The sequence below is a fragment of the Serratia sp. D1N4 genome, assembly GCF_054552755.1.
Map to the genome: position 1 here is coordinate 1455613 of NZ_CM137274.1, position 19435 is coordinate 1475047.

Annotated in this window: 23 protein-coding genes and 1 riboswitch; of the genes, 6 read left to right on the plus strand and 17 right to left on the minus strand. The window is 53.7% G+C overall.

The features are described 5' to 3' along the window. Positions 1-177 precede the first annotated feature (177 nt). The 3 genes from ACX1CU_RS06255 to ACX1CU_RS06265 are packed head-to-tail and all read left to right on the plus strand — an operon-like array spanning position 178 to position 1944. Positions 178-1323 carry a transglutaminase-like domain-containing protein gene (locus tag ACX1CU_RS06255; RefSeq protein WP_459401731.1) on the plus strand — a complete coding sequence of 382 codons (1146 nt, stop codon included), beginning with the start codon at positions 178-180 and terminating at the stop codon, positions 1321-1323. After that, positions 1295-1657, plus strand: a complete 363-nt coding sequence (locus tag ACX1CU_RS06260; RefSeq protein ID WP_459401732.1) for a mercuric transporter MerT family protein — start codon at positions 1295-1297, stop codon at positions 1655-1657. Before ACX1CU_RS06255 ends, ACX1CU_RS06260 begins: the two co-directional genes overlap by 29 nt. Further along, entirely contained in the window at positions 1654-1944 is a 291-nt protein-coding gene (locus ACX1CU_RS06265) for a heavy-metal-associated domain-containing protein (protein WP_459401733.1), read from the plus strand. Before ACX1CU_RS06260 ends, ACX1CU_RS06265 begins: the two co-directional genes overlap by 4 nt. On the opposite strand, the gene ACX1CU_RS06270 is transcribed toward ACX1CU_RS06265, so the two are convergent. From ACX1CU_RS06270 to ACX1CU_RS06280, 3 genes are read right to left on the minus strand one after another with little or no spacing between them, the layout of a single operon-like run. Next, entirely contained in the window at positions 1933-2358 is a 426-nt protein-coding gene (locus tag ACX1CU_RS06270) for a GNAT family N-acetyltransferase (RefSeq protein ID WP_459401734.1), read from the minus strand. The two genes, ACX1CU_RS06265 and ACX1CU_RS06270, sit on opposite strands and share 12 nt — an antisense overlap. Positions 2359-2410: 52 nt before the next feature. Further along, entirely contained in the window at positions 2411-2881 is a 471-nt protein-coding gene (locus tag ACX1CU_RS06275; protein ID WP_459401735.1) for an SRPBCC family protein, read from the minus strand. A gap of 16 nt (positions 2882-2897) precedes the next feature. Further along, a complete protein-coding gene (locus ACX1CU_RS06280) occupies positions 2898-3611 on the minus strand; it encodes a LolA family protein (RefSeq protein ID WP_459401736.1) in 714 nt (237 codons plus the stop codon). 110 nt (positions 3612-3721) lie between these two features. Between ACX1CU_RS06280 and ACX1CU_RS06285 the strand changes: the two genes are divergently transcribed. Then, entirely contained in the window at positions 3722-4099 is a 378-nt protein-coding gene (locus tag ACX1CU_RS06285; protein ID WP_459401737.1) for an HTH domain-containing protein, read from the plus strand. 71 nt (positions 4100-4170) lie between these two features. Here the strand turns inward: ACX1CU_RS06285 and yiaA are convergent, their stop codons facing one another. Further along, a complete protein-coding gene (yiaA, locus tag ACX1CU_RS06290; protein WP_459401738.1) occupies positions 4171-4620 on the minus strand; it encodes an inner membrane protein YiaA in 450 nt (149 codons plus the stop codon). 443 nt (positions 4621-5063) lie between these two features. Beyond that, positions 5064-5158: riboswitch (TPP riboswitch) on the plus strand. A gap of 35 nt (positions 5159-5193) precedes the next feature. Here yiaA and thiM point away from each other — a divergent pair. After that, positions 5194-5988, plus strand: a complete 795-nt coding sequence (gene thiM, locus ACX1CU_RS06295; protein ID WP_459401739.1) for a hydroxyethylthiazole kinase — start codon at positions 5194-5196, stop codon at positions 5986-5988. Further along, a complete protein-coding gene (gene thiD, locus ACX1CU_RS06300; RefSeq protein ID WP_459401740.1) occupies positions 5985-6785 on the plus strand; it encodes a bifunctional hydroxymethylpyrimidine kinase/phosphomethylpyrimidine kinase in 801 nt (266 codons plus the stop codon). The genes thiM and thiD overlap by 4 nt, the downstream gene beginning before the upstream one ends. A 35-nt stretch (positions 6786-6820) precedes the next feature. Here the strand turns inward: thiD and gutQ are convergent, their stop codons facing one another. The 13 genes from gutQ to mdtD all read right to left on the minus strand — a co-directional run bounded on the left by gutQ (position 6821) and on the right by mdtD (position 19236). Continuing rightward, a complete protein-coding gene (gene gutQ, locus ACX1CU_RS06305) occupies positions 6821-7792 on the minus strand; it encodes an arabinose-5-phosphate isomerase GutQ (RefSeq protein WP_459401741.1) in 972 nt (323 codons plus the stop codon). After that, the gene (srlR, locus tag ACX1CU_RS06310) at positions 7785-8558 is read right to left on the minus strand and encodes a glucitol operon DNA-binding transcriptional repressor SrlR (RefSeq protein ID WP_459401742.1); all 774 of its coding nucleotides are present in this window, start codon (positions 8556-8558) and stop codon (positions 7785-7787) included. Before srlR ends, gutQ begins: the two co-directional genes overlap by 8 nt. Positions 8559-8640: 82 nt before the next feature. Continuing rightward, positions 8641-8997, minus strand: coding sequence for a transcriptional regulator GutM (gene gutM, locus ACX1CU_RS06315; protein ID WP_459401743.1), 357 nt, complete (start codon positions 8995-8997; stop codon positions 8641-8643). A gap of 194 nt (positions 8998-9191) precedes the next feature. Beyond that, a complete protein-coding gene (gene srlD, locus ACX1CU_RS06320) occupies positions 9192-9971 on the minus strand; it encodes a sorbitol-6-phosphate dehydrogenase (protein ID WP_459401744.1) in 780 nt (259 codons plus the stop codon). Positions 9972-9981: 10 nt separating this feature from the next. Next, complete coding sequence (gene srlB / locus ACX1CU_RS06325; RefSeq protein WP_459401745.1) at positions 9982-10344, minus strand: PTS glucitol/sorbitol transporter subunit IIA; 363 nt, start codon at positions 10342-10344, stop codon at positions 9982-9984. A gap of 18 nt (positions 10345-10362) precedes the next feature. Beyond that, the gene (gene srlE / locus ACX1CU_RS06330) at positions 10363-11352 is read right to left on the minus strand and encodes a PTS glucitol/sorbitol transporter subunit IIB (protein WP_459401746.1); all 990 of its coding nucleotides are present in this window, start codon (positions 11350-11352) and stop codon (positions 10363-10365) included. Between the two features lie 15 nt (positions 11353-11367). After that, a complete protein-coding gene (gene srlA / locus ACX1CU_RS06335; protein WP_459401747.1) occupies positions 11368-11916 on the minus strand; it encodes a PTS glucitol/sorbitol transporter subunit IIC in 549 nt (182 codons plus the stop codon). Between the two features lie 294 nt (positions 11917-12210). Then, a complete protein-coding gene (gene yegS, locus ACX1CU_RS06340) occupies positions 12211-13110 on the minus strand; it encodes a lipid kinase YegS (RefSeq protein WP_459401748.1) in 900 nt (299 codons plus the stop codon). Positions 13111-13672: 562 nt separating this feature from the next. Beyond that, complete coding sequence (gene trhP, locus ACX1CU_RS06345) at positions 13673-15025, minus strand: prephenate-dependent tRNA uridine(34) hydroxylase TrhP (RefSeq protein ID WP_459401749.1); 1353 nt, start codon at positions 15023-15025, stop codon at positions 13673-13675. A gap of 225 nt (positions 15026-15250) precedes the next feature. Continuing rightward, positions 15251-15589 carry a YegP family protein gene (locus ACX1CU_RS06350; protein WP_459401750.1) on the minus strand — a complete coding sequence of 113 codons (339 nt, stop codon included), beginning with the start codon at positions 15587-15589 and terminating at the stop codon, positions 15251-15253. Between the two features lie 118 nt (positions 15590-15707). Next, the gene (gene baeR / locus ACX1CU_RS06355) at positions 15708-16427 is read right to left on the minus strand and encodes an envelope stress response regulator BaeR (protein ID WP_459401751.1); all 720 of its coding nucleotides are present in this window, start codon (positions 16425-16427) and stop codon (positions 15708-15710) included. Continuing rightward, entirely contained in the window at positions 16427-17809 is a 1383-nt protein-coding gene (gene baeS, locus ACX1CU_RS06360; protein ID WP_459401752.1) for an envelope stress sensor histidine kinase BaeS, read from the minus strand. Before baeS ends, baeR begins: the two co-directional genes overlap by 1 nt. Then, entirely contained in the window at positions 17806-19236 is a 1431-nt protein-coding gene (mdtD, locus tag ACX1CU_RS06365; protein ID WP_459401753.1) for a multidrug transporter subunit MdtD, read from the minus strand. Before mdtD ends, baeS begins: the two co-directional genes overlap by 4 nt. Positions 19237-19435: the final 199 nt, after the last annotated feature.

The following is a 19435-nucleotide window of genomic DNA, read 5'->3' on the forward strand; positions in this document are numbered from 1 at the left end:
TTTTGATTAGCCTCCATTTTCTCGCATGATGTTTACCGTATATTTTCCCTTTCAAATCCAGATGCTTTATCAGGCGGTAAGCCTGTTGTTTTGTGCTCTTCGGGTGAGTACTATCTTCCCTCGCCATAGGCAGCGGGTAAGGCTTTGGCGTTATCTGATAATAAAAAAGGAAATGTGATGGAAAGGCGTAATTTTCTCAAGGGTGCTGCTGCGTTATCTTCTTTTGGTCTGATTAGTCCTGCCTGGTCTGAGTCGCGTAAAGCTGACATCCCGGCGGCAACCTGCGTAGATAGAAGAAGACGTTTCGTGATGACGCAGACTTATCGACTGAAAGCGCCAGCAGGCTCCGAAGGTAAGGCTAATCTGTGGATCCCGGTGCCGGAAGACACCGCTTTTCAGCAACTAAAGCACATTTCCTTTTCTGGCAACTATCAGCAGGCTTATCTAACGGCCAATAACCGTTACGCGGCCAAAACGTTGTTCGCCACCTGGCCGGATTCAAAAGGCCCGATGGAAATGAAAGTGGAAATGCTGATTGAAACCTTGGACTGGGAACCGTTGAAGAATAATCAACTGTCCGCATGGCATCTTCCTGACACCGATCTGGTTTTCCCCGCAGAGGTGCAACCCTATCTCAACGCTACGCCCCATATCCCGGTGGATGGATTGGTGAAAGAAACGGCGCTGAAGATTATCGGTAGCGAGAAATCACCTCTGAAGCAGGCGCGATTAATTCATGATTGGGTAAGAACCCATATGCATCGCGACGATTCGGTGATCGGCTGTGGCAGCGGCGACGTGGGCCAAATTCTCAAAACCGGCAATCTGGGCGGGAAATGTACCGACATCAACTCCGTTTTTGTCGCGTTATGCCGTTCCTGCGGCATCCCGGCGCGCGAGATGTTTGGTATTCGTCTGGGGGCAACCCGCAAGCTCGTCAACTATTCGAAAAAGGCGTTTGGTAGCGCAGACGAACAGGGCGTGGCGAAAATCAGCGGTGGGCAGCACTGTCGGGCCATGTTCTGGCTGGCGGGTTTCGGCTGGCTACCGGCCGATCCGGCCGATGTCACAAAAATGCGTTTAACTGAGAAAAAAGAAAACGGTGATCCAGCCGTTGAGGCCGTCAGTGATTATCTGTTCGGTAACTGGGAAATGAACTGGGTGGGCTTTAACTATGCCCGTGACTTTGCGCTTTCGCCGGTGGCAGAACAGGGTGACCTCAATAACTTTGGTTATCCTTATGCTGAAGTGGATGGCGACCCGTTGAATTTCTACGATCCGGCTGAATTTAGTTATGACTATGTCTCTGTCGAACAGCCTTAAGGGCAGCGTGGTGACGTTGCTGGCGGCTCTGCTTGCAGCCGCCGCATCGACACTTTGCTGCCTTGGCCCGCTGCTCTATCTGGTGTTCGGTATTTCCGCTGCCGGATTGACGGGGATCCCGGCGCTATCCTGGTTGCAGTTACCGATGGTGGTTCTCTCTGTCGGTTTGATGCTGAGAGGATTCTGGCGCCTTTATCTGTCGCCACGTCCTGTCTGCGTGAATGTTGTCAGTCGCCGGACATTGCTTTGGCTTTATTGGTTATCGGTGCCGCTGCTTTTGGCCTTGATGACCTATCCGTATGTATTACCCTGGTTGTGGGAGTTGATGGAATGAAGAAGCGCTTTTTTCTGATGCTGGCTCTGGTGTTAATGGCACCGCAGGCATGGGCTGAAAACCAAAAGGTCACTATCGATATCAAAGATATGACATGCTCGCTCTGCGTTATCTCCATCAATAAGGCACTGCGTGCTACTGACGGCGTGATTAAAGCTAAAGCCTCCCTGAAAACGCATCAGGCAGAGGTGATTGTGCCAGAAGGCTTTGATAATCAGACATTGCTGACGGCGATTTCCCGCACCGGATATACCGGTGAAATCCAAGGTGTGGCTTCAGCTCCGTAGTGTTTTTGGGCAGTGCAGCAGATAATACTCTTCACCGCCGTCACAACCGGCCGCAATATTCTGCCAGCCATGCTTGTGGTAAAACGCCAGGGCTTTTTGGTTTTTCACCAGGCATTTTAGCGAACCGGTCGAAGTAAAGGTGCGTTCGGCCGCATGCAGCAATGCGCTGCCGATGCCTTGCGGTGGTAGATCGGGGTCAACATACAGGTGATGAATGAAGTTGTCAGCGCGGTGAATCGATACAAATCCCAATAGTTTTCCTGCCTTTTCTGCTACCCATATACCTTCACCCCGCGTTGAGCGATCAAAATCCTCCAATTGGTAATGGCGAGTGTCGCGCCAAGTAAAGGCCGCTCGGCGTGCAGCAAGGTGCAGAAGTGGGCGATCTGCCTCTTGGTAGGGTCTTATCTGCATGGCGTTTCCTTTGCATTACTTGGAGATGTCGTAGGGTCGATCGCTATCAGCATCAATCCATTTCAACGCGGGTTCCTAATTTACGTGCCAGCCCCCTAGCCCCTTCGCGCATCACTGCATAATGATTCCAGCGGAATAATGGTGCTATAAGCGGTGCCAGGCAGTTCATCCATAATGCATTGGTTCGGATATACCAATGGTAACGAGCGAGGGTGTAAGTACCGTCATAAGAGAGGATCCACCGCCCAATCCCTTCAACTTCACCACTGGCTTGCCCTTCAAGACGCTGTAAAGGCACGATATTTAATATGCGAATATCAAAAGTTATCCGATAAGGGAGAACTCCCTTCCAGGTATGGCGATGCAATGCGCCGATACCAAGCACATCGCCTTTTTCTATCTCAACAATCTGCACTAAGTTTTTCCACCAACTTGGCCAGACATCGGGATGGTAAAGAGTATCCCATACGTCTTGCAGCGGTGCTTTGATTCGCCAAGTGGTGTAAAGCCGATACTCAGCCATGCAGTTAAACTCCGCATCAAGGGGTAAAGAAATTATCGGGAAATCGAAGGTTGAACACTACTGCATCCATAAATACGGTTTCTATGATGTGGCCATTAATGCCATAACTAACGACTTTGACAGGGAAACTATGGCTATTCTCTAACCAGAGTTCAGAGCGGTGAACTCCGCTGACTGTAAAACCGCTTGGGCCATTGATTGATACGTGCAATACGGGTTGCCCCAACAAGATTTCTTTACCGACAATGGTAGTTTTACCCCCTTGCTGCAGGCTGCGGATATTGCGCAGTAACGTGCCAACATCCGATTGATCCACCTGGTGGCCGTTCTGATCGCGTATCAACGCGTCTGTCGGTGAAAGATTTAGCACCGGGAATTGATGTAGGCCGAATGGCCATAGGCGAACCGTGCCGCTACTTGGGTTATAAACCAGAACCGCACCCGGGTGAGGCTCAGTAAAATCCATCCGCACATAGCCGGGTTTGCGATAGCTGTATCGAATCACATTATTCTCACCAAGTGCCGATTGGGAAACGATCTTAACCTGATAGGATTCAAGCTGCTCAAAATGTTGCTGGGCAAGAACAATAGGGTCTGTGCTGTTTGCGCTGAACAGCGAAGAGGGGGCAACATCCGTAGCACTAGCAGCATAGGCTGCGGTGCTTGGTATCAATACGGTCACGAGTAACAATATTGAGTTGATTAATTTGCTGATAGTTTTCACCTTCATTGTGTGAACTGACCAGAAAGGATAATTTCCTCATATTTATAATTAAATGTAGGACCGGTTACAGGTAATAAGCAAGAGGGTTGGTTGCTTTTAATTATTTGATTTATTTTATGAAAAAACACCAAGGGTATTACCACATATTGGGCGAGTGCGACCGGGCCAGCGACTGTACGCCATTTATTACATTTATGCTGGAGAAACTGGTTGGCGCATTAGCTGAAGGTATAGATGCGCAGAAAGGGCTTCCTGTCGCGATGTCGGTAGAAATGTCGGTAGAAATGTCGGTAGAAAATCCGCAGCCTTTAGGCCGAACAGCAGAACGCATCTTAGCCGCTGTCACCGCTAATCCTTCCATGACTATTGTGCAACTTGCTGGTGAGTTGAAGGTAAGTAGCCGTACCATCGAGCGCACTATCAAGGTATTGCAGGAAGAAAAACGATTAGCAAGAGTTGGGTCGACTAAGAGCGGTTACTGGCAGGTTGTTTAAACTTATTATACAGTAAAAATGATATTTATCTGGGGTAATAATCAGGGGGCTAAAACCCCCTGTGCAATACATTATTCTATCGTTACATCTTTATCTACACTGTATTCAGCTTCGCTGCCGTAGTTTTTGGCCGCATCGCGGGTATTTTTCTGCACCGCAATGGCGCCAAACAGGCTAAGAAAAAAGGAAACGCCGTAGAAACCTTTCTCGCTTAATAATAATTTGGCATTCCACAAACCGATGCATAACAGGCCTACGGCAATCGCAAAAGCCACCCAGCAAGTAATACTATAAATATGAGTCACTGGAATGCCATCCTGCTGATCGCGGACCGTCTTTTGAATGGTTATGGCTGTAAACAGGCCCAATATCAATACGGCGAAATAATAGCCTTTTTCATTCAATTGCATTTCCGCATTCCACAGGCCCAGCAGAAACACGCCAAAACCGCCGAGGAGTGCTGCCCAAGAGGCGAGAACGAAAGCAAACGAGGTGGTGTTTTGTTGTGGTACAGAACTCATTATATGTATCCCTAAATAACAAGACGAACTCCCTGCTCCTAAGCCAGTACAACAGCGGCTTATGAGGTCGGGAGCAATCTACCCGATCTCTGTTTATCAATGCAATAGAATAAGCTTCAGATAATGAGTATGTCTGATCCTTCCTATTGGGGAATCATATTGGCATTAATTTTTAAGTATTAATTGCGCTGGTTTTTCGGCAGCCTTGTCAAGTTTCAATTTGAGTTGTGATGCATAATCAGCACAAAACATAAAGAATAACGTCATGTTTAATATGGAAAATGCATGCATTATTTTTTGAAATTTATCCTGCAAATATATTCCCTGTCATTAAGCTAAATAGGCTACAACCTGTAGTCTTCCCTAAAATGGGTTTACAGCCCCAGGTTTGGCGATTATCCTGATCGACGTTGGCAAGGCAGCCAACAAAAATTTGATGATTTTTCAATGACTCGGGGTGCCGATGCAATCGGCTGAGAATTTACCCGTATTACCTGATCTGGATAATACCAGCGTAGGGAAGTCTCGGTATCCAACCGGTACCCGCCTTCTTGAACGCCGGTTGGGAGCAATATGTTCACTCGACCTGATGTGTTACCCGGCAACCGTGCCGCGGCCTGTTTTCACCAATTTAAACGCCATCTCCCGCTGATTCATTGCCTGACTAACGAAGTGGTACAGGAATTGACCGCCAATGTCCTGCTGGCCTTGGGGGCTTCTCCGGCGATGGTGGTCGAGCCTGCCGAAGCCGCACAGTTCAGCCGTGTGGCGGATGCGCTGCTGATCAATATCGGTACGCTGCACAGCGCGCGGGCCGAGTCGATGTTGGCCGCTATTGAGGCCGCCAATCAGGCAGATAAGCCGTGGACGTTGGATCCGGTGGCGGTGGGCGGCCTGGCTTATCGCACCGAGTTTGCCCAGTGTTTGCTCAGGCTGCGGCCAGCGGCGATCCGTGGTAACGCGTCGGAGATTATGGCGCTGAGCGGTCTGCAGGCCAGCGGCCGTGGCGTCGACAGCAATGACGATTCACTGGCAGCGTTACCGGCAGCGCGTGAACTGGCCCAGCGCAGCGGTGCAATTGTGGCGGTGAGCGGGCTGGTGGATTACATCACCGACGGCGAGCGTGATTGGGCCGTAACCGGTGGCGATATGCTGATGACGCGGGTGGTAGGCACCGGCTGCGCGCTATCTGCGGTAGTCGCTGCCTTTTGCAGCCTGCCGGGCGATCGGTTGGATAACGTAGCCACCGCTTGCCGGGTGATGTCGCTATGCGGTGAACGTGCGGTGGCACGCTGTAGCGGCCCCGGCAGCTTTACCCCGGCGTTTCTCGATGCGCTTTATCAACTGACCCCAGAGGATCTGCAATGAAACGTATTAATGCTTTAACCATTGCGGGCACCGATCCGAGCGGTGGCGCGGGGATCCAGGCCGATCTGAAAACGTTCTCGGCGCTGGGGGCCTATGGTACCAGCGTGATCACCGCCCTGGTGGCGCAAAACACCCGTGGGGTGCAGTCGGTATATCATATCGATCCGGCCTTTGTGGCTGCCCAGCTTGATTCCGTACTCAGCGATGTGCGTATCGACAGCGCCAAGATCGGCATGCTAGCCAATGCGGAGATCGTCACGGCGGTGGCGGAACGTCTGCGGCACTATCAACTGCCTTATGTGGTGCTCGATACGGTGATGCTGGCCAAAAGCGGCGATCCGCTGCTGGCACCAGAGGCTGTGGAGTCTATCCGCCGTGAATTATTGCCGTTGGTTTCCCTTATCACACCAAATCTGCCGGAAGCCGCGGCGTTGCTGGCTTGCGCACCGGCCGAGAACGAACGGCAAATGCGCGAGCAGGGGCAGGCATTGCTGGCGATGGGTTGCCAGGCGGTGCTGATAAAAGGGGGGCACTTGAACGAAGGCGAGAGTCCAGATTGGCTGTTCACTGCCGATCTGGAGCAGCGTTTCACTGCGCCGCGCGTGGCGACTCGGCATACCCATGGCACCGGCTGCACACTTTCAGCCGCGCTGGCGGCATTGCGACCGCGTCATAAGAATTGGGCTGAAACGGTGATGGAGGCCAAAGCCTATCTGCAACAAGCGTTGCAGCAGGCGGACAGCCTGGAAGTGGGGCAGGGTATTGGGCCAGTGCACCATTTTCATGCCTGGTGGTGAAATTGGCCGGGCGCAGAAAACGCCCGGCATAAAGCTTAGCCGACTCCAGCCTGATGCAGGTCGTGCAGGTTGATCGCGCCAACTAACACACCGTCAAGGTTAACGACCGGGGCCGCGCTGATGTGTTGTTCGTGTAGGGCTTCCAGTGCTTCACCGGCTCGCCACTGTTCCGGCAGGCGATAGCCGGGGCGGGTGATCGCCGGGCTTAAGGCATCGTTAAGGCTATTGCCCTTCACCAGCCAGCGGCGCAGGTCACCGTCGGTAAATACGCCCACAACTTTCTGTTGAGCATCGCACACCGCGACCAGACCAAGGCCGGTGCGGCTCAGTTCCAGCATCGCCTCCATCACGTTGACGCTTTCTTTAACCACCGGCAGGCGATCGCCGGTGCGCATCAGGTGGTGGACGCGGTTTAACAGGCGTGCGCCCAAACTGCCACCAGGATGAGAGCGGGCAAAATCTTCCGCGTTGAAACCGCGTTGGCGCATCAGCGCCATAGCCAACGCATCGCCCATCATCAGCGTGTTAACAGCGCTGGAGGTGGGGGCCAATCCCATCGGGCAGGCCTCACGCTCTACGCTGATATCCAACGTGCAGGCTGCGCCCAGCGCCAGCGGGGATTCTTTACCGCCGGTGATGGCGATCACCGGGATCTGGCTTTCCGCCAGCAACGGCAGGATCAGATCCAGCTCTTTGGCACGGCCGGAATAAGAGATAAAGATCACCACATCGTCGGCACCGATCATGCCTAAATCGCCATGCAGCGCCTCGGCCGGATGGACGAAGAACGACGGCGTGCCGGTGCTGGCCAGCGATGCGGCAATCTTTTTACCGATATGGCCGGATTTACCGATGCCGGAAATCACCGCTTTACCTTGGCAGTTCAATAGCAGTTCGCAGGCACGGACAAAATTATCGTCCAGCCGGGTCAGCAGGCGCTGTGCTTCCGCCAGTTCAATCTCCAGCGTTTCGCGGGCAAAGTTAAGCAGGGCAGTGGCGTTACTCATCAGCGTCTCCTACCAGAATGATATTGATGCCTTTCGCCTGCAACGCGGCGAGGTAACTTGGGTTGATGCCTTTATCGGTGATCAGCGTATCCACTACGCCCAGTTCGCACACTACGTTCGGGCTTTTACGGCCGAATTTGGAGGAGTCGACCAGTAGCACAATGCGGCTGGCAGCTTCACACATCGCTTTACTGACATTGTGTACCTCATTGAAGGTGGTCACTCCCGCGTTGAGATCGACCCCGTCGGCACCGATAAACAGTTTATCAAAGCTGAACTGATGGAACGCCGATTCGGCCAGGCTGCCGTGAAACGAGGCTGATTTTTTGCGGTAGGTGCCACCGGGCATCAGGATGGTTTGGTCATTGTCTAACTCCACCAGCGCATTGACGATATGTAGGCTGTTGGTCATTACGGTGATGTTATTGAACTGCGCCAGATGCGGCACCATCTGTAATACGGTGCTACCCGCATCGAAGATCAGCGAATCGCCGTCGTCGATCAGTTTGATGGCGGCGTAGGCGATCTGGCGTTTCTTTTCGGTATTGATATGGGTTTTGCGATCGATGGGTTGATCGCCATCGTCACGGCTGAGCACCACACCGCCGTAGGTGCGGATCACATCACCCTCTTCTTCCAGCAGGGTGAGGTCTTTACGGATGGTGGTACCGGTGGTGGAGAAATGTTCTGCCAGCGCATCCACTGCCGTTTTGCCATGTCGCTGCAAGTATTCAAGAATAGCGGCTTGCCGCTGCTTTGGTTTCATAGCGATTCCTGTTCACAAAAGTTGACCATTCCTCTCGGTGAATAATTCACTATGAAAGGTAATGTCTTTTAGTGTGAAAATATCATGATTTCGGTGTAATCGCTAACAATAGTGCAGTTTTGCATGATTGATCCTCGGGGAAGATCACATCCGGGCATAAATCCTGTTGGCGCATGCCATGCAACTCGGTGAGTTGTTTAGGCTGTGCGAAAATAGTCAGGCCGCGCATCAGCATGCTGCCGCACACCCGCTGCTGTTCATCGAACGCCAGTGCCAGTATCACGCGGGGTTTGAAGCGCCCGCCGGAGCGGCCAACGCCCACGTTGCCCAACTGGCACAGGCGATCAAAGGCGCGGTTGAAACGTTGGATCTGCCACCAGCCGAGGGCGATTTGCATCAACCAGGCGATAATGGCAAAGGTAATGAGTGCGCTGGTCATGAGATTGTTCTCCTGTGTAAAAATGAAGGGAAAGTCAGGTGATCTTCCCCTCACCCTAGCCCTCTCCCACAGAGAGAGGGGACTGGATGTGCCACTGTTTTACTCCGGCGTTAACCGTGGCATTTATCGGCTCCCTCTCCCTTGGGGAGAGGGTTGGGGTGAGGGGACACAATCTCGCCCTCAGCCGATATATATCAGAACATCACTTGCCCGCCGGTAATGTTGATCGACTGACCGGTGCAGTACGACGCCTTGTCGCTGGCGTAGAACAGCAGGGTGTTCAGCACGTCCTGATAATCGCAACCGCGTTTGAGCGGCACTTTGTCGGTGTAATACTTTTCAACTTCTTCGGGTTTGATCCCCAGTTTCTGCGCGTATTGCGGCAATAACGACTGGAACATCGGGGATTTGAGCAGGTTACCGAGCATCAATGAGTGCACGGTAATGCCATATTCCGCCAGATCGAGCGCCAGCGATTGGGTCAACCCTACGCCGCCAAACTTGGCGGCGCTGTAGCCAGAGTTGTGCTTGCTGCCGACCTTGCCGGATTTAGAGTTGATCTGAATGATGCGCCCGGCAACGCCGTCGCGGATCATCAGGCGCGAAAACTCGCGGGCACAGAGAAAATACCCCACCAGATTCACTTGCAATGAGCGATCGAAATCACCCAGTTGGAAATCGGTGATCGGCGCCGCTTTGGCGATCCCGGCGCTGTACACTAACAGATTCGTCTGGCCGAAAGCCTGATCAACCGCACTTGCCAGCGCAATAACGCTGGCCTCATCGGTGGCATCGGCCTGGAAGCCGATTGCGCGATCGGCACCGTATTCCTGATTGATTTGCTGTGCCACCAGATGGGCGTTGTCAGCGCTCAGATCCGCCACCGCCACGCGGTAACCGGCTTCAGCCAGACCGTGGCACAGGAAGGCTCCTAACGTTTGGCCACCGCCAATCACTACAGCTACTTCAGACATGTTGTACTCCTTATGCGGAAAATTTCAGCGTGCTGCCTAATGGGATATCGCTAGGCGTTGGGCCGGTAACGTGGATCGAACCGGGGAATTCCGCCTGTGCCTCGCCGTCGAAACGCACGGTGACGTGGCCCAGTTCGCGCAGGTTCTGCGTGGCAACTTCACCGACGGCGGTGATCGGGTAACGGTTTTCACCGAGCTCCATCACCCCGCCGACCTGTAAATCACCGTCGGTGTTGCCGTGTTGATGAATGAAACAGTACTCTTCGATATCTGCCGGAGCGCCTTCACGGAAGGTGATCAGCATGTCATCCAGCAGCGCATCACGGGCACAGCCGCCGATATGGGTAATGGTGGTCTGGAAAATGGTGTTCATCGTTTTCCCCTGATCAACTTATTGATAAATAAAGGCCGATGCCGCCCAGGCGATCAGCACTGTGGGTGCGCCGGTGAGGAAGCGCCCGACCAGTACCGAAGGTACGCCGACGCGCACCGTATCCTGCTTGGCTTCAGCCAAAGACAGGCCCACCGGGATAAAGTCACAGGCGGCCTGTGCGTTAATGGCAAACAGCGCCGGTAAGGCCAACTGCGGCGGGATATGGCCAAGGCCAATCTGCACGCCGACCAACACGCCGATCACCTGAGCAATCACCGCGCCTGGGCCAAGGAACGGCGAAAGCAGCGGGAAGGAGCAGATTAGCGCCAGCGTCACCAGGCCGATCGGGCTGTTGGCCAGCGGCGTCAGGCCGTGAGCGATAAAGTCCCCGAGCCCAGAGGCCAGGATGATGCCGATCAGCGCCGAGACGAAGGCCATAAACGGCAGGATGGTTTTCAGGATGGTGTCGATGGTGTCACGGCCAGCCTGGAAGAACACCGCCACCACCGAACCCATGCCCATGCCGACTTTGGCCAGCAAGCCATCACTTTGCTCGGTGATCTTCTTGCTGGTGTCGTAGTCGCGCACTTTTGGTGCTACGGGTTTTTCCGTGACCGGGGCCGTTGCCGCGCCATCAGCCACCTCAACCAGGCTGATATTGTTTTCCCGCACGCCGGAAACGTAGATATCTTCCAGAATAAACTGCGCCAACGGGCCGGATTGACCGGTGGCATGAATGTTGATGGTCGGAATGCGGCGTTTCGGGTAAATACCGCAGCGCAAGGTGCCACCGCAGTCGATAATCATCACGCCGATTTCTTCTGTTGGCGGTTCACCCTCTTTAAAACCGTCAACCGCTGGCCAGCCGGTCAGTTCACTGATTTTGTCGACGATCGCCGGGCGGGTACCGGCGGTGATATAGACAACCTTCTTGCCCGGTTCGATAGCCAGTTGCAGTGGGCCACCCCAGCCGCTGGCACCTTTCTCAATACGGATATAAGCGCTCATGCTGTACTCCACAAATTAAAGTTGAACCTGACGATCCAGTTTGATGCCCATCTTGCGTTCGAACAGGCTGGTGGTGAGATCGGTGATCCAACCACGGAAGAAGTTGGTGAACAGCCCAACCAGGAAATAGCTCACGGCCAGCGGGGCCAGCGGCAAGCCCAGCGTGGTCAGCCCGCTGGCGACGCCGAGGTAAACGAACAGTTCACCGGGGTTGATATGCGGGAACAGGCCGTTCATCGAGTGGCAACTGTAAGAAGCCGCGGCGTAGTAGCTCGGTTTGTATTTCTCGGGCATAAAGCGCCCAAGGCTCAGGGTCATGGGGTTACAAAACACAAAGGTACCGATCAGCGGCAGCAGCAGGTAGCGTGAAACCGGGTTACCTGCACAACGCTGTGCCAATCGTTCGATTCGTTCCTGGCCAACAAATTTGATCAGCGCGTTCATGATAACTAACAGGCAGATCAACAAAGGTAAGATGCCGGTCACCATGCTGACAAACACCTCACCACCTTTTTGAAACAGGCCGATAAACCATTCGGCTCCGTGGGTTATTAGATCAATCATTATTTTCTCCTGTGATGGATGAAATGGCCTGGAGCGAACAGCGGCTCTGTCGCCATGGGTCTACAGTAATCATTTTATGAAGTTATTTGTTTTAAATGGATCACAGTTTGAAAGATAAATATTTTATTATGAAAGATTAAAATGAAAGAAAAGGAAGTTTTAAGCCAAGGTAAGCCAGGATGCGGGGAGTTTATGGCAATAAAAAGTGCCCGACATTGTCGGGCTTGGAGTGGATTTTGTTTTAAAAACAGATGGTTAAATTTTTTATTGAGGGCGAAACAGTATGGCGGCAGATTAACCCAACAGCTCACAGTTGGGTGGCAAGCGGCACTCAATCGCGTTTGGCAGTAATTCAATACGGAAATGCTTACCTTTTAGCGGCTCACCATCGAGGTTGAAGGTGATTTCGTGAGGCGCGCTAATTTCAAGCCAGGGCAATGAGGCATCGATCACGCTGCTGTTTTCTTCACCGCTGAACAGGCTGTTGATCAAGGCCGGCAGCAACTCTTCAGCGGTCAGCAAGCGTAGTTGCAGTAGGCCGTCGTTGATCAGCGCGCCAGGGCACAGTTTCTGCCCGCCACCGGCCTGTTTACCGTTGCCGATACCAATCACCAGCGCGTCACCGGACCAATGGAAATCTGGCCCACGGATCTCACAGCGATCGGCTTGCAGCGTATCCATGCGCAAGAGGCCATGGATGAAATAGGAAACGCCACCCAGTGCCGCTTTCAGTTTTTCCGGGGTTTCGGTGGTGATACGCGTACCAAAACCGCCGGTAGCCATATTGATGAAATAGCGATCTTCGTTAACTTTCGCCAAATCGATTGGCACGACTCGGCCCTTGATCGCCAATTGCAGCGCTTGGTCCGCCGCCAGAGGGATATTACAGGCGGTGGCGAAGTCATTGGCGGTGCCCAGCGGCACAATGCCCAATATCGGCCGTGTGGTGGGCGGGAGTTGGGCCAGCGCGGTGACCACCTCGTTAATGGTGCCGTCGCCCCCACCGGCGATCACCGTTCCCGCTCCCAGTTGACAGGCTTCTGCGACGAAACGGGCAACGTCACCTTGTTCCCAGGTCACGCGAACATGCAAAGTCAGGCCTTCATCCCGCAGCGTTTTCACCGAGAAACGTATTTCCTCGTTGCTGGCGCTTTTGCCGTTAATGATAAGCAGCGCTGACGCGTGTTGGCTCATTTTTATCCCCTGGGTGAAAATGAATGTATCTAGACGATAAACCACAACAGGGGGATGGGCCACCGGAATATTCGGGTAATAGTATATCGCGGCTGACTATAACGGCATTTTCTTCTGAAATTGGGATATTTTTATCTCGGTATAAATGTTCACATTAAAAAAATTCTTAATCGTTATATTAAAATTTATATATAAGGAAGAGCTCGCTATTCTCGTTAAATTAAAATTAAGAAATATCTTATAAAAATGACTGTTTCCCGTATTTTACCGGCGAATTCCTATCAATAATCTCAGTTTTTGGCTGGTTGACGGCGTGAACGCGCCCCGCGCTGGCTTTGGCGATAATGAGTTAATGCAATGAAAACAGCGGGGAATAAGAAAAGAAAAAGCCAACCCAAGGGAGATTGGGTTGGCTAAGGAGGTGGTTCCTAGTATTGCTATGCAAATATTTTCGTTATTAGTTTTAAGCAGCGTGATAATAACCAAGCTGTACGGTAATTGATGTGATCTGATTCTAATATTTGCTAAAAAATCGCCACCGGCTGAGGTGGCGATAAACGGCTTATTGCGGTTCGCTATTTTCTTCTGGCAGATTGCGAATCAACAAGGCGTAATTCAGGTCAACATCTTCTGGGATCGGCAAATAAACGATATGGCCATTACCTGGCGCAACGTCAATGGCCTCACCTTTCTTATTCTGCATGCTTTCCAAGGTAAACAAGACGTTACCGCCGGGTGTCATCATTTCCACGCTGTCGCCGCACAGAAATTTATTTTTCACATCCACTTCAGCCCAACCGTTACGACGCACGCCGGTGAATTCACCGACAAATTGCTGACGTTCGGAGATCGAAGAGCCGTAATCATAATTCTGGTGGGTATCGTGGGTGTGACGACGCAGGAAACCTTCGGTATAACCACGGTGCGCCAGCCCTTCCAGCGTGGTGAGCAGGGTGGGATCAAACGGCTTACCGGCAACGGCATCGTCAATGGCGCGGCGATACACCTGCGCAGTACGCGCGCAGTAGTAGAAGGATTTGGTGCGGCCTTCGATTTTCAGCGAATGCACGCCAAGCTGCGTCAGGCGCTCCACGTGCTGGATGGCACGCAGGTCTTTCGAGTTCATGATGTAGGTGCCGTGTTCATCTTCGAAGGCACTCATGTACTCGCCGGGTTTTTGCGCTTCGGAAAGCATAAACACTTTATCCGTTGGTGCGCCGATGCCGAGCGTTGGCTCAACGTTCTGCACCGGGATCGGCTCATGCATATGCACGATGCTGCCGGTATCGTCCTCTTTGCCTTCTTCCGCTTTGTACTGCCAGCGGCAGGCATTGGTGCAAGTACCTTGGTTCGGATCGCGCTTGTTGATATAGCCGGAAAGCAGGCAGCGGCCGGAATAGGCCATGCACAGCGCACCGTGGACGAAAATCTCCAGCTCCATTTCTGGCACCTGGCTGCGGATTTCTGCGATCTCATCCAACGACAGCTCACGCGACAGAATCACGCGCGTCAGCCCCATCTGCTGCCAGAATTTTACCGTGGCCCAGTTGACCGCGTTGGCCTGCACCGAAAGATGAATATCTATCTGTGGGAAGGCTTCGCGCACCATCATGATCAGGCCCGGGTCGGACATAATCAACGCATCCGGGCCCATGTCGATCACCGGTTTGAGATCGCGCAGGAAGGTTTTCAGCTTGGCATTGTGCGGTGCGATGTTAACCACCACGTAGAATTTTTTACCTAGCGCATGGGCTTCATTAATCCCCAGCGCCAGATTCTCGTGGTTGAATTCGTTGTTACGCACCCGCAGGCTGTAACGAGGCTGGCCGGCGTATACCGCATCGGCACCATAAGCAAAGGCGAAACGCATGTTTTTCAGCGTTCCCGCCGGGGAAAGGAGTTCTGGTGTAAACATCGTGATTCTCGGTCTGATTTCAGGTCAGCACCGCGCCACTTAATGGCGCAGCGAAAGTGGGGGATTGTAACGGCAGCCCGGCAAGAAATCAGCAATTAACCGGAATTATTTAGGGGGTTCGCTGTTCTTCAGGGAGGCCTTTATTCACCCCAAGCGCTGAGTTGGCTCAGCGATTGGGGTGTTTTCGGTAGTTTGCAGGTGGGTTGTGTCTAACATCGACATGATTCAAGCGTTCAAATCACGTACATGAGGGGTTGGGCCATATTTGATCACTGACTGAACGCCGTTTTTTGCCGCGCTTTCTGAACTGTACATCTGACTGGTGCCGATCACCTGCTGGTTTTTGGCTTTCAGCACAAAGTAGGGCTTTTCATTACTGCCGGTCTTCAGTTCAAACTGGGCCTCATCGGGCGCATTGGCTTGCACAGACGCAATGCCGTTTTCCGCTGAGGCCTTGCTGGCGTACATCTCGCTGGAAAGAATGATCTCTCCATTACTGGCTTTCAGGGTGAAGTGGTACTGTCCATTACTCAATTTTTTTAGCTCATAGTGGCCGGTTGCCATAGTCCTTCTCCGCTTGGTTCCAATGACAGAGCTAATTGTAGCCAATAGCTTGAAAACTGACGTTTGAGCAGCGAAATAATCGTGGGATATGTGATCTCTACACTTGCGCGGCAGGGATTTAAGCCAAGCCGTTTACCAACCGGCATGGTTCGGCTTCCCAGCGATAGCCGACGCCGTAAACCGAACGGATAAAGGCTTTGTCGCCGTCAATCAGTTCCAGCTTGCGGCGCAGGTTTTTGATATGGCTGTCGATGGTGCGATCGGTCACCACGCGGTAATCGTCATACAGGTTGTTCAACAACTGCTCGCGTGAGAATACGTTGCCCGGCTGGCAGGCCAGGGTTTTCAACAGGCGGAATTCTGCCGGCGTCAGATCCAAGGTATGGCCGCTATAGCTGGCCTGGAAGCGCGGTTCATCAATATGTAACAGCGCTTCTTCGTCACCCTGTTCCATCGGCCGGTAGCAGCGGCGCAGAATGGCTTTTACTCGGGCAACCACTTCACGCGGGCTATAGGGTTTGCAGATATAGTCATCGGCACCAATCTCTAACCCCAACAGGCGGTCGATCTCCTCAATTTTGGCGGTCACCATCATGATCGGCACGTCGGTAAAGCGGCGCAGATCGCGGCAGATGGTTAAACCATCGCAACCCGGCAGCATCAGATCCAGCAGGATCAGCGCCGGTTGCTGTTCATGCACCGCCGGAACCACCTCGCGGCCGTTGCTTAGCCAGCGCGTGGCGTAGCCCGCCGCCTGTAGATAATCCACCAGCAATTGGCCCAGCTTGGGCTCATCTTCGACAATCATAATCTGCAATGGCGGGTTCGGATTTTCCATTATGGAGCCTTGTTGTTCACTTGAGTGGGGAAATCTACTGTAATGCGCACGCCGCCGAAAGGCGAATGCTGAGCGTGGATCGTACCATTATGCGCTTCTACAATGTTCTGGCTGATGGCCAGCCCTAACCCGGCTCCGCCGCTGGCGCGGTTGCGTGAACCCTCGGTGCGGTAAAAGCGTTCGAAGATGCGGGCCAACTGCTCGTCACTGACGCCGGGGACGCTGTCCTGCCAGTAAATCCGCACCATGCCCGGCAGCGATTCGATGCCGACCTCCAGCCTGCCGCCAGGATCGGTATAGCGCAGGCTGTTCTCCAGCAGATTGTTGAACAACTGGTTGAGGCGATCCGGATCGCCGAACAGCTTCGCCTGTTGCGGTAACTGGGTGACGATCTCCAGCCCTTTGGCATGAAAACGCTCACGGAAGGCGGCGACGGCGATTTGCACCAGATGGACACAATCTACCGATGATTTACGGTAGGCCAGGGCACCGAGATCGGACAGCGAAAGCTGATGCAGATCGTCCACCAGTTTGGTGAGGGTAGACACTTCTGCCAATAGCGAACTGATCGATGCCGGTGTCTGTTGGCGCACGCCATCCTGCAAGGCCTCCAGCTCACCGCGCAGCACCGCCAGCGGGGTGCGCAGTTCGTGCGAGATATCGGCCATAAACGCTCGCCGCATCTGTTCGTTCTTTTCCAGCGAAATGGCAAGGTGGTTGAAATCCTGCGCCAACCGGCCCAGTTCATCCTGGCTGCTGGCGGTGACGCGGGCGCTGAAATCCCCCGCCGCCAAGCGGTGCGTGCCTGCCACCAGCCGTTTTACCGGTGCCAGCAGGCCGCGCGACAGCAGCCAGGTGACCGCCGCTGCCAGCAGCGTCGACAGCGCGACGATCAGCCAACTGGTGCGTTTTTGCTGCCGATCGAAGTTGATATCGGCATTACGCGTCAGCTTCTCCGGCGGGGCCGCCATCACCCAGCCGACGATCTGATTGTTGTAATGGATCGGATGGCGGGTGCTCTCTTTCGGTATCGGGCCTGAATGCCCTACCAGCCGTTGATACTGGTTATCGACGATCCAGAACTGCGAACGCCAGCCTTTGGGCGGCAGATTATGGTCACGGTCGCTGCTTTGTTCGAGAGAGCGCACGATACGGTACACCATCTGATCGTTATTGCGCAGGAACGCCCAGTTACCATGCTGACGGTATTGCTCTTCCAAAGCGTCGGCGAGTAGGGCGATACGCTGTTCGTTACTCTGTTTGATATAGTCGATAAATCCCCGTTCAAAGCTGATGCGTACTCCCCAGTGCATGGTGATCAGCACCAGCATGCAGGTGGCGAAGATCGCCATGAACAGTTTGCCGGTGATGCCTATTCTCATTGCAACCTCGTTGAGCCGTTACTCGGCCCTTTTGTCAGCGTGCGATTGGGCGCGATGTTGGCCGGTACGCGGGCGAAAACCAGCGCAGGCAGGGCGATGATCAGTGCCATGCAGGCGTAACTGTAGATAAATGCGCTGTGGATGGCAGCGCTGTCGGCCACCACCTGATGATGGGCGAAACTGCCGATCAGGATCCCGGCCACGCTGACCCCCAGGCTCATGGAAAGCTGCATCACCATCGACAACAGGCTGTTGCCGCTGCTGGCCAGGCGATCGGGCAGGTCTTTTAGCGTCAGGGTATTCATGGACGAGAAACGCAGCGAGTTGACCATCCCTTGGAAGAACAGCACCACCGGCAGCAGATAGACCCAGCCGAGCATCGCCACCAGCGGCAGGGTTAAACTGATCACTGCCAACAACAGCGTGGTGGCGACCAGCACATGGCGATAGCCAAAACGGTTGACGGTCTGCACCACAATACCTTTCATGCTCATGCTGCCAATGATCATCGGGATCATCATCAGCCCGGCATGGAAAGGTGAAAACCCCATGCCGATCTGCAGGAACAGCGGCGTCATAAACGGCAACATACCGCTGCCGATGCGCCCCAACAGGCTACCGGTCAGGCCGATTCTGTAGGTTTCGGTTTTAAACAGCCGCAGTGAGAACAGTGCTCGGCTGTTGCCCTTGGCGTGCCACCAGTAACCGGCCAGCGCCGCACAGCCCAGAATCACCAGCCCGAGCAGGATCGTGGGGGAGAGCCCCATGCCTTTATGCCCGTCGAGCGCCAGCGTCAGCGTTGCCATGCCGATTGCCAGCATGATAAAGCCGCTGATATCAAAGCGGCGGGTCTGCATACGGTAATTGGGCATCAACAGCAGGGTGGCGATAGCGCCGACAATCCCTACCGGGATGTTGATCAGGAAGATCCAGTGCCAGTTGGCGTATTGCACCAGAAAACCACCCAGCACCGGCCCCATCAGCGGGCCGATCTGGCTGGGGAGGATCACAAAGGTCATGGCCGCCATATACTGTTCACGCGGGACGATCTTCATCACCGTCAGCCTGCCGACCGGCACCATCATCGCACCGCCAATGCCCTGCACTACACGAAACGCTACCAGCTCACGCAGGGTTTCCGCCTGGGCGCACAGCACCGAACCGAGCGTGAATAAAACAATGGCGCAGAGGAACACCCGCTGAGTGCCAATCTTATCCGCCAGCCAGCCGCTGGCGGGCAGCATCACTGCTACCGTCAGTACATAGGAAACAATCACCGACTGCATGCGCAGCGGGTTTTCCCCCAGGCTGGCGGCGATCGACGGCAGCGCGGTATTAACGATGGTGGTATCCAGCGCCTGCATAAAGAAGCCAAAGGCCACAATCCATAGCTGCCATTGCACTGGGGCGGTCTGTCTGGTAATCATTCACCTACCTTTCATATTAAAAGCTATCGTGATAGCTAATGCCGGTCAGTTAAGCGAAAAACCGCATAGTCATGCAGCCATTGGTAAAGTTGTAGTCCCCCTCTCCCTGTGGGAGAGGGCCGGGGTGAGGGGCTTGTAGTTCGCTGATCTTCCCCTCACCCTCACCCTCACCCTCACCCTAACCCCGAAGGAGAGGGTT

Coding starts and splice junctions, on each gene's coding strand:
- ACX1CU_RS06255 (WP_459401731.1), top strand. CDS start 178: ATGGAAAGGCGTAATTTTCTCAAGGGTGCTGCTGCGTTATCTTCTTTT.
- ACX1CU_RS06260 (WP_459401732.1), top strand. CDS start 1,295: ATGACTATGTCTCTGTCGAACAGCCTTAAGGGCAGCGTGGTGACGTTG.
- ACX1CU_RS06265 (WP_459401733.1), top strand. CDS start 1,654: ATGAAGAAGCGCTTTTTTCTGATGCTGGCTCTGGTGTTAATGGCACCG.
- ACX1CU_RS06270 (WP_459401734.1), bottom strand. CDS start 2,358: ATGCAGATAAGACCCTACCAAGAGGCAGATCGCCCACTTCTGCACCTT.
- ACX1CU_RS06275 (WP_459401735.1), bottom strand. CDS start 2,881: ATGGCTGAGTATCGGCTTTACACCACTTGGCGAATCAAAGCACCGCTG.
- ACX1CU_RS06280 (WP_459401736.1), bottom strand. CDS start 3,611: ATGAAGGTGAAAACTATCAGCAAATTAATCAACTCAATATTGTTACTC.
- ACX1CU_RS06285 (WP_459401737.1), top strand. CDS start 3,722: ATGAAAAAACACCAAGGGTATTACCACATATTGGGCGAGTGCGACCGG.
- yiaA (WP_459401738.1), bottom strand. CDS start 4,620: ATGAGTTCTGTACCACAACAAAACACCACCTCGTTTGCTTTCGTTCTC.
- thiM (WP_459401739.1), top strand. CDS start 5,194: ATGTTCACTCGACCTGATGTGTTACCCGGCAACCGTGCCGCGGCCTGT.
- thiD (WP_459401740.1), top strand. CDS start 5,985: ATGAAACGTATTAATGCTTTAACCATTGCGGGCACCGATCCGAGCGGT.
- gutQ (WP_459401741.1), bottom strand. CDS start 7,792: ATGAGTAACGCCACTGCCCTGCTTAACTTTGCCCGCGAAACGCTGGAG.
- srlR (WP_459401742.1), bottom strand. CDS start 8,558: ATGAAACCAAAGCAGCGGCAAGCCGCTATTCTTGAATACTTGCAGCGA.
- gutM (WP_459401743.1), bottom strand. CDS start 8,997: ATGACCAGCGCACTCATTACCTTTGCCATTATCGCCTGGTTGATGCAA.
- srlD (WP_459401744.1), bottom strand. CDS start 9,971: ATGTCTGAAGTAGCTGTAGTGATTGGCGGTGGCCAAACGTTAGGAGCC.
- srlB (WP_459401745.1), bottom strand. CDS start 10,344: ATGAACACCATTTTCCAGACCACCATTACCCATATCGGCGGCTGTGCC.
- srlE (WP_459401746.1), bottom strand. CDS start 11,352: ATGAGCGCTTATATCCGTATTGAGAAAGGTGCCAGCGGCTGGGGTGGC.
- srlA (WP_459401747.1), bottom strand. CDS start 11,916: ATGATTGATCTAATAACCCACGGAGCCGAATGGTTTATCGGCCTGTTT.
- yegS (WP_459401748.1), bottom strand. CDS start 13,110: ATGAGCCAACACGCGTCAGCGCTGCTTATCATTAACGGCAAAAGCGCC.
- trhP (WP_459401749.1), bottom strand. CDS start 15,025: ATGTTTACACCAGAACTCCTTTCCCCGGCGGGAACGCTGAAAAACATG.
- ACX1CU_RS06350 (WP_459401750.1), bottom strand. CDS start 15,589: ATGGCAACCGGCCACTATGAGCTAAAAAAATTGAGTAATGGACAGTAC.
- baeR (WP_459401751.1), bottom strand. CDS start 16,427: ATGGAAAATCCGAACCCGCCATTGCAGATTATGATTGTCGAAGATGAG.
- baeS (WP_459401752.1), bottom strand. CDS start 17,809: ATGAGAATAGGCATCACCGGCAAACTGTTCATGGCGATCTTCGCCACC.
- mdtD (WP_459401753.1), bottom strand. CDS start 19,236: ATGATTACCAGACAGACCGCCCCAGTGCAATGGCAGCTATGGATTGTG.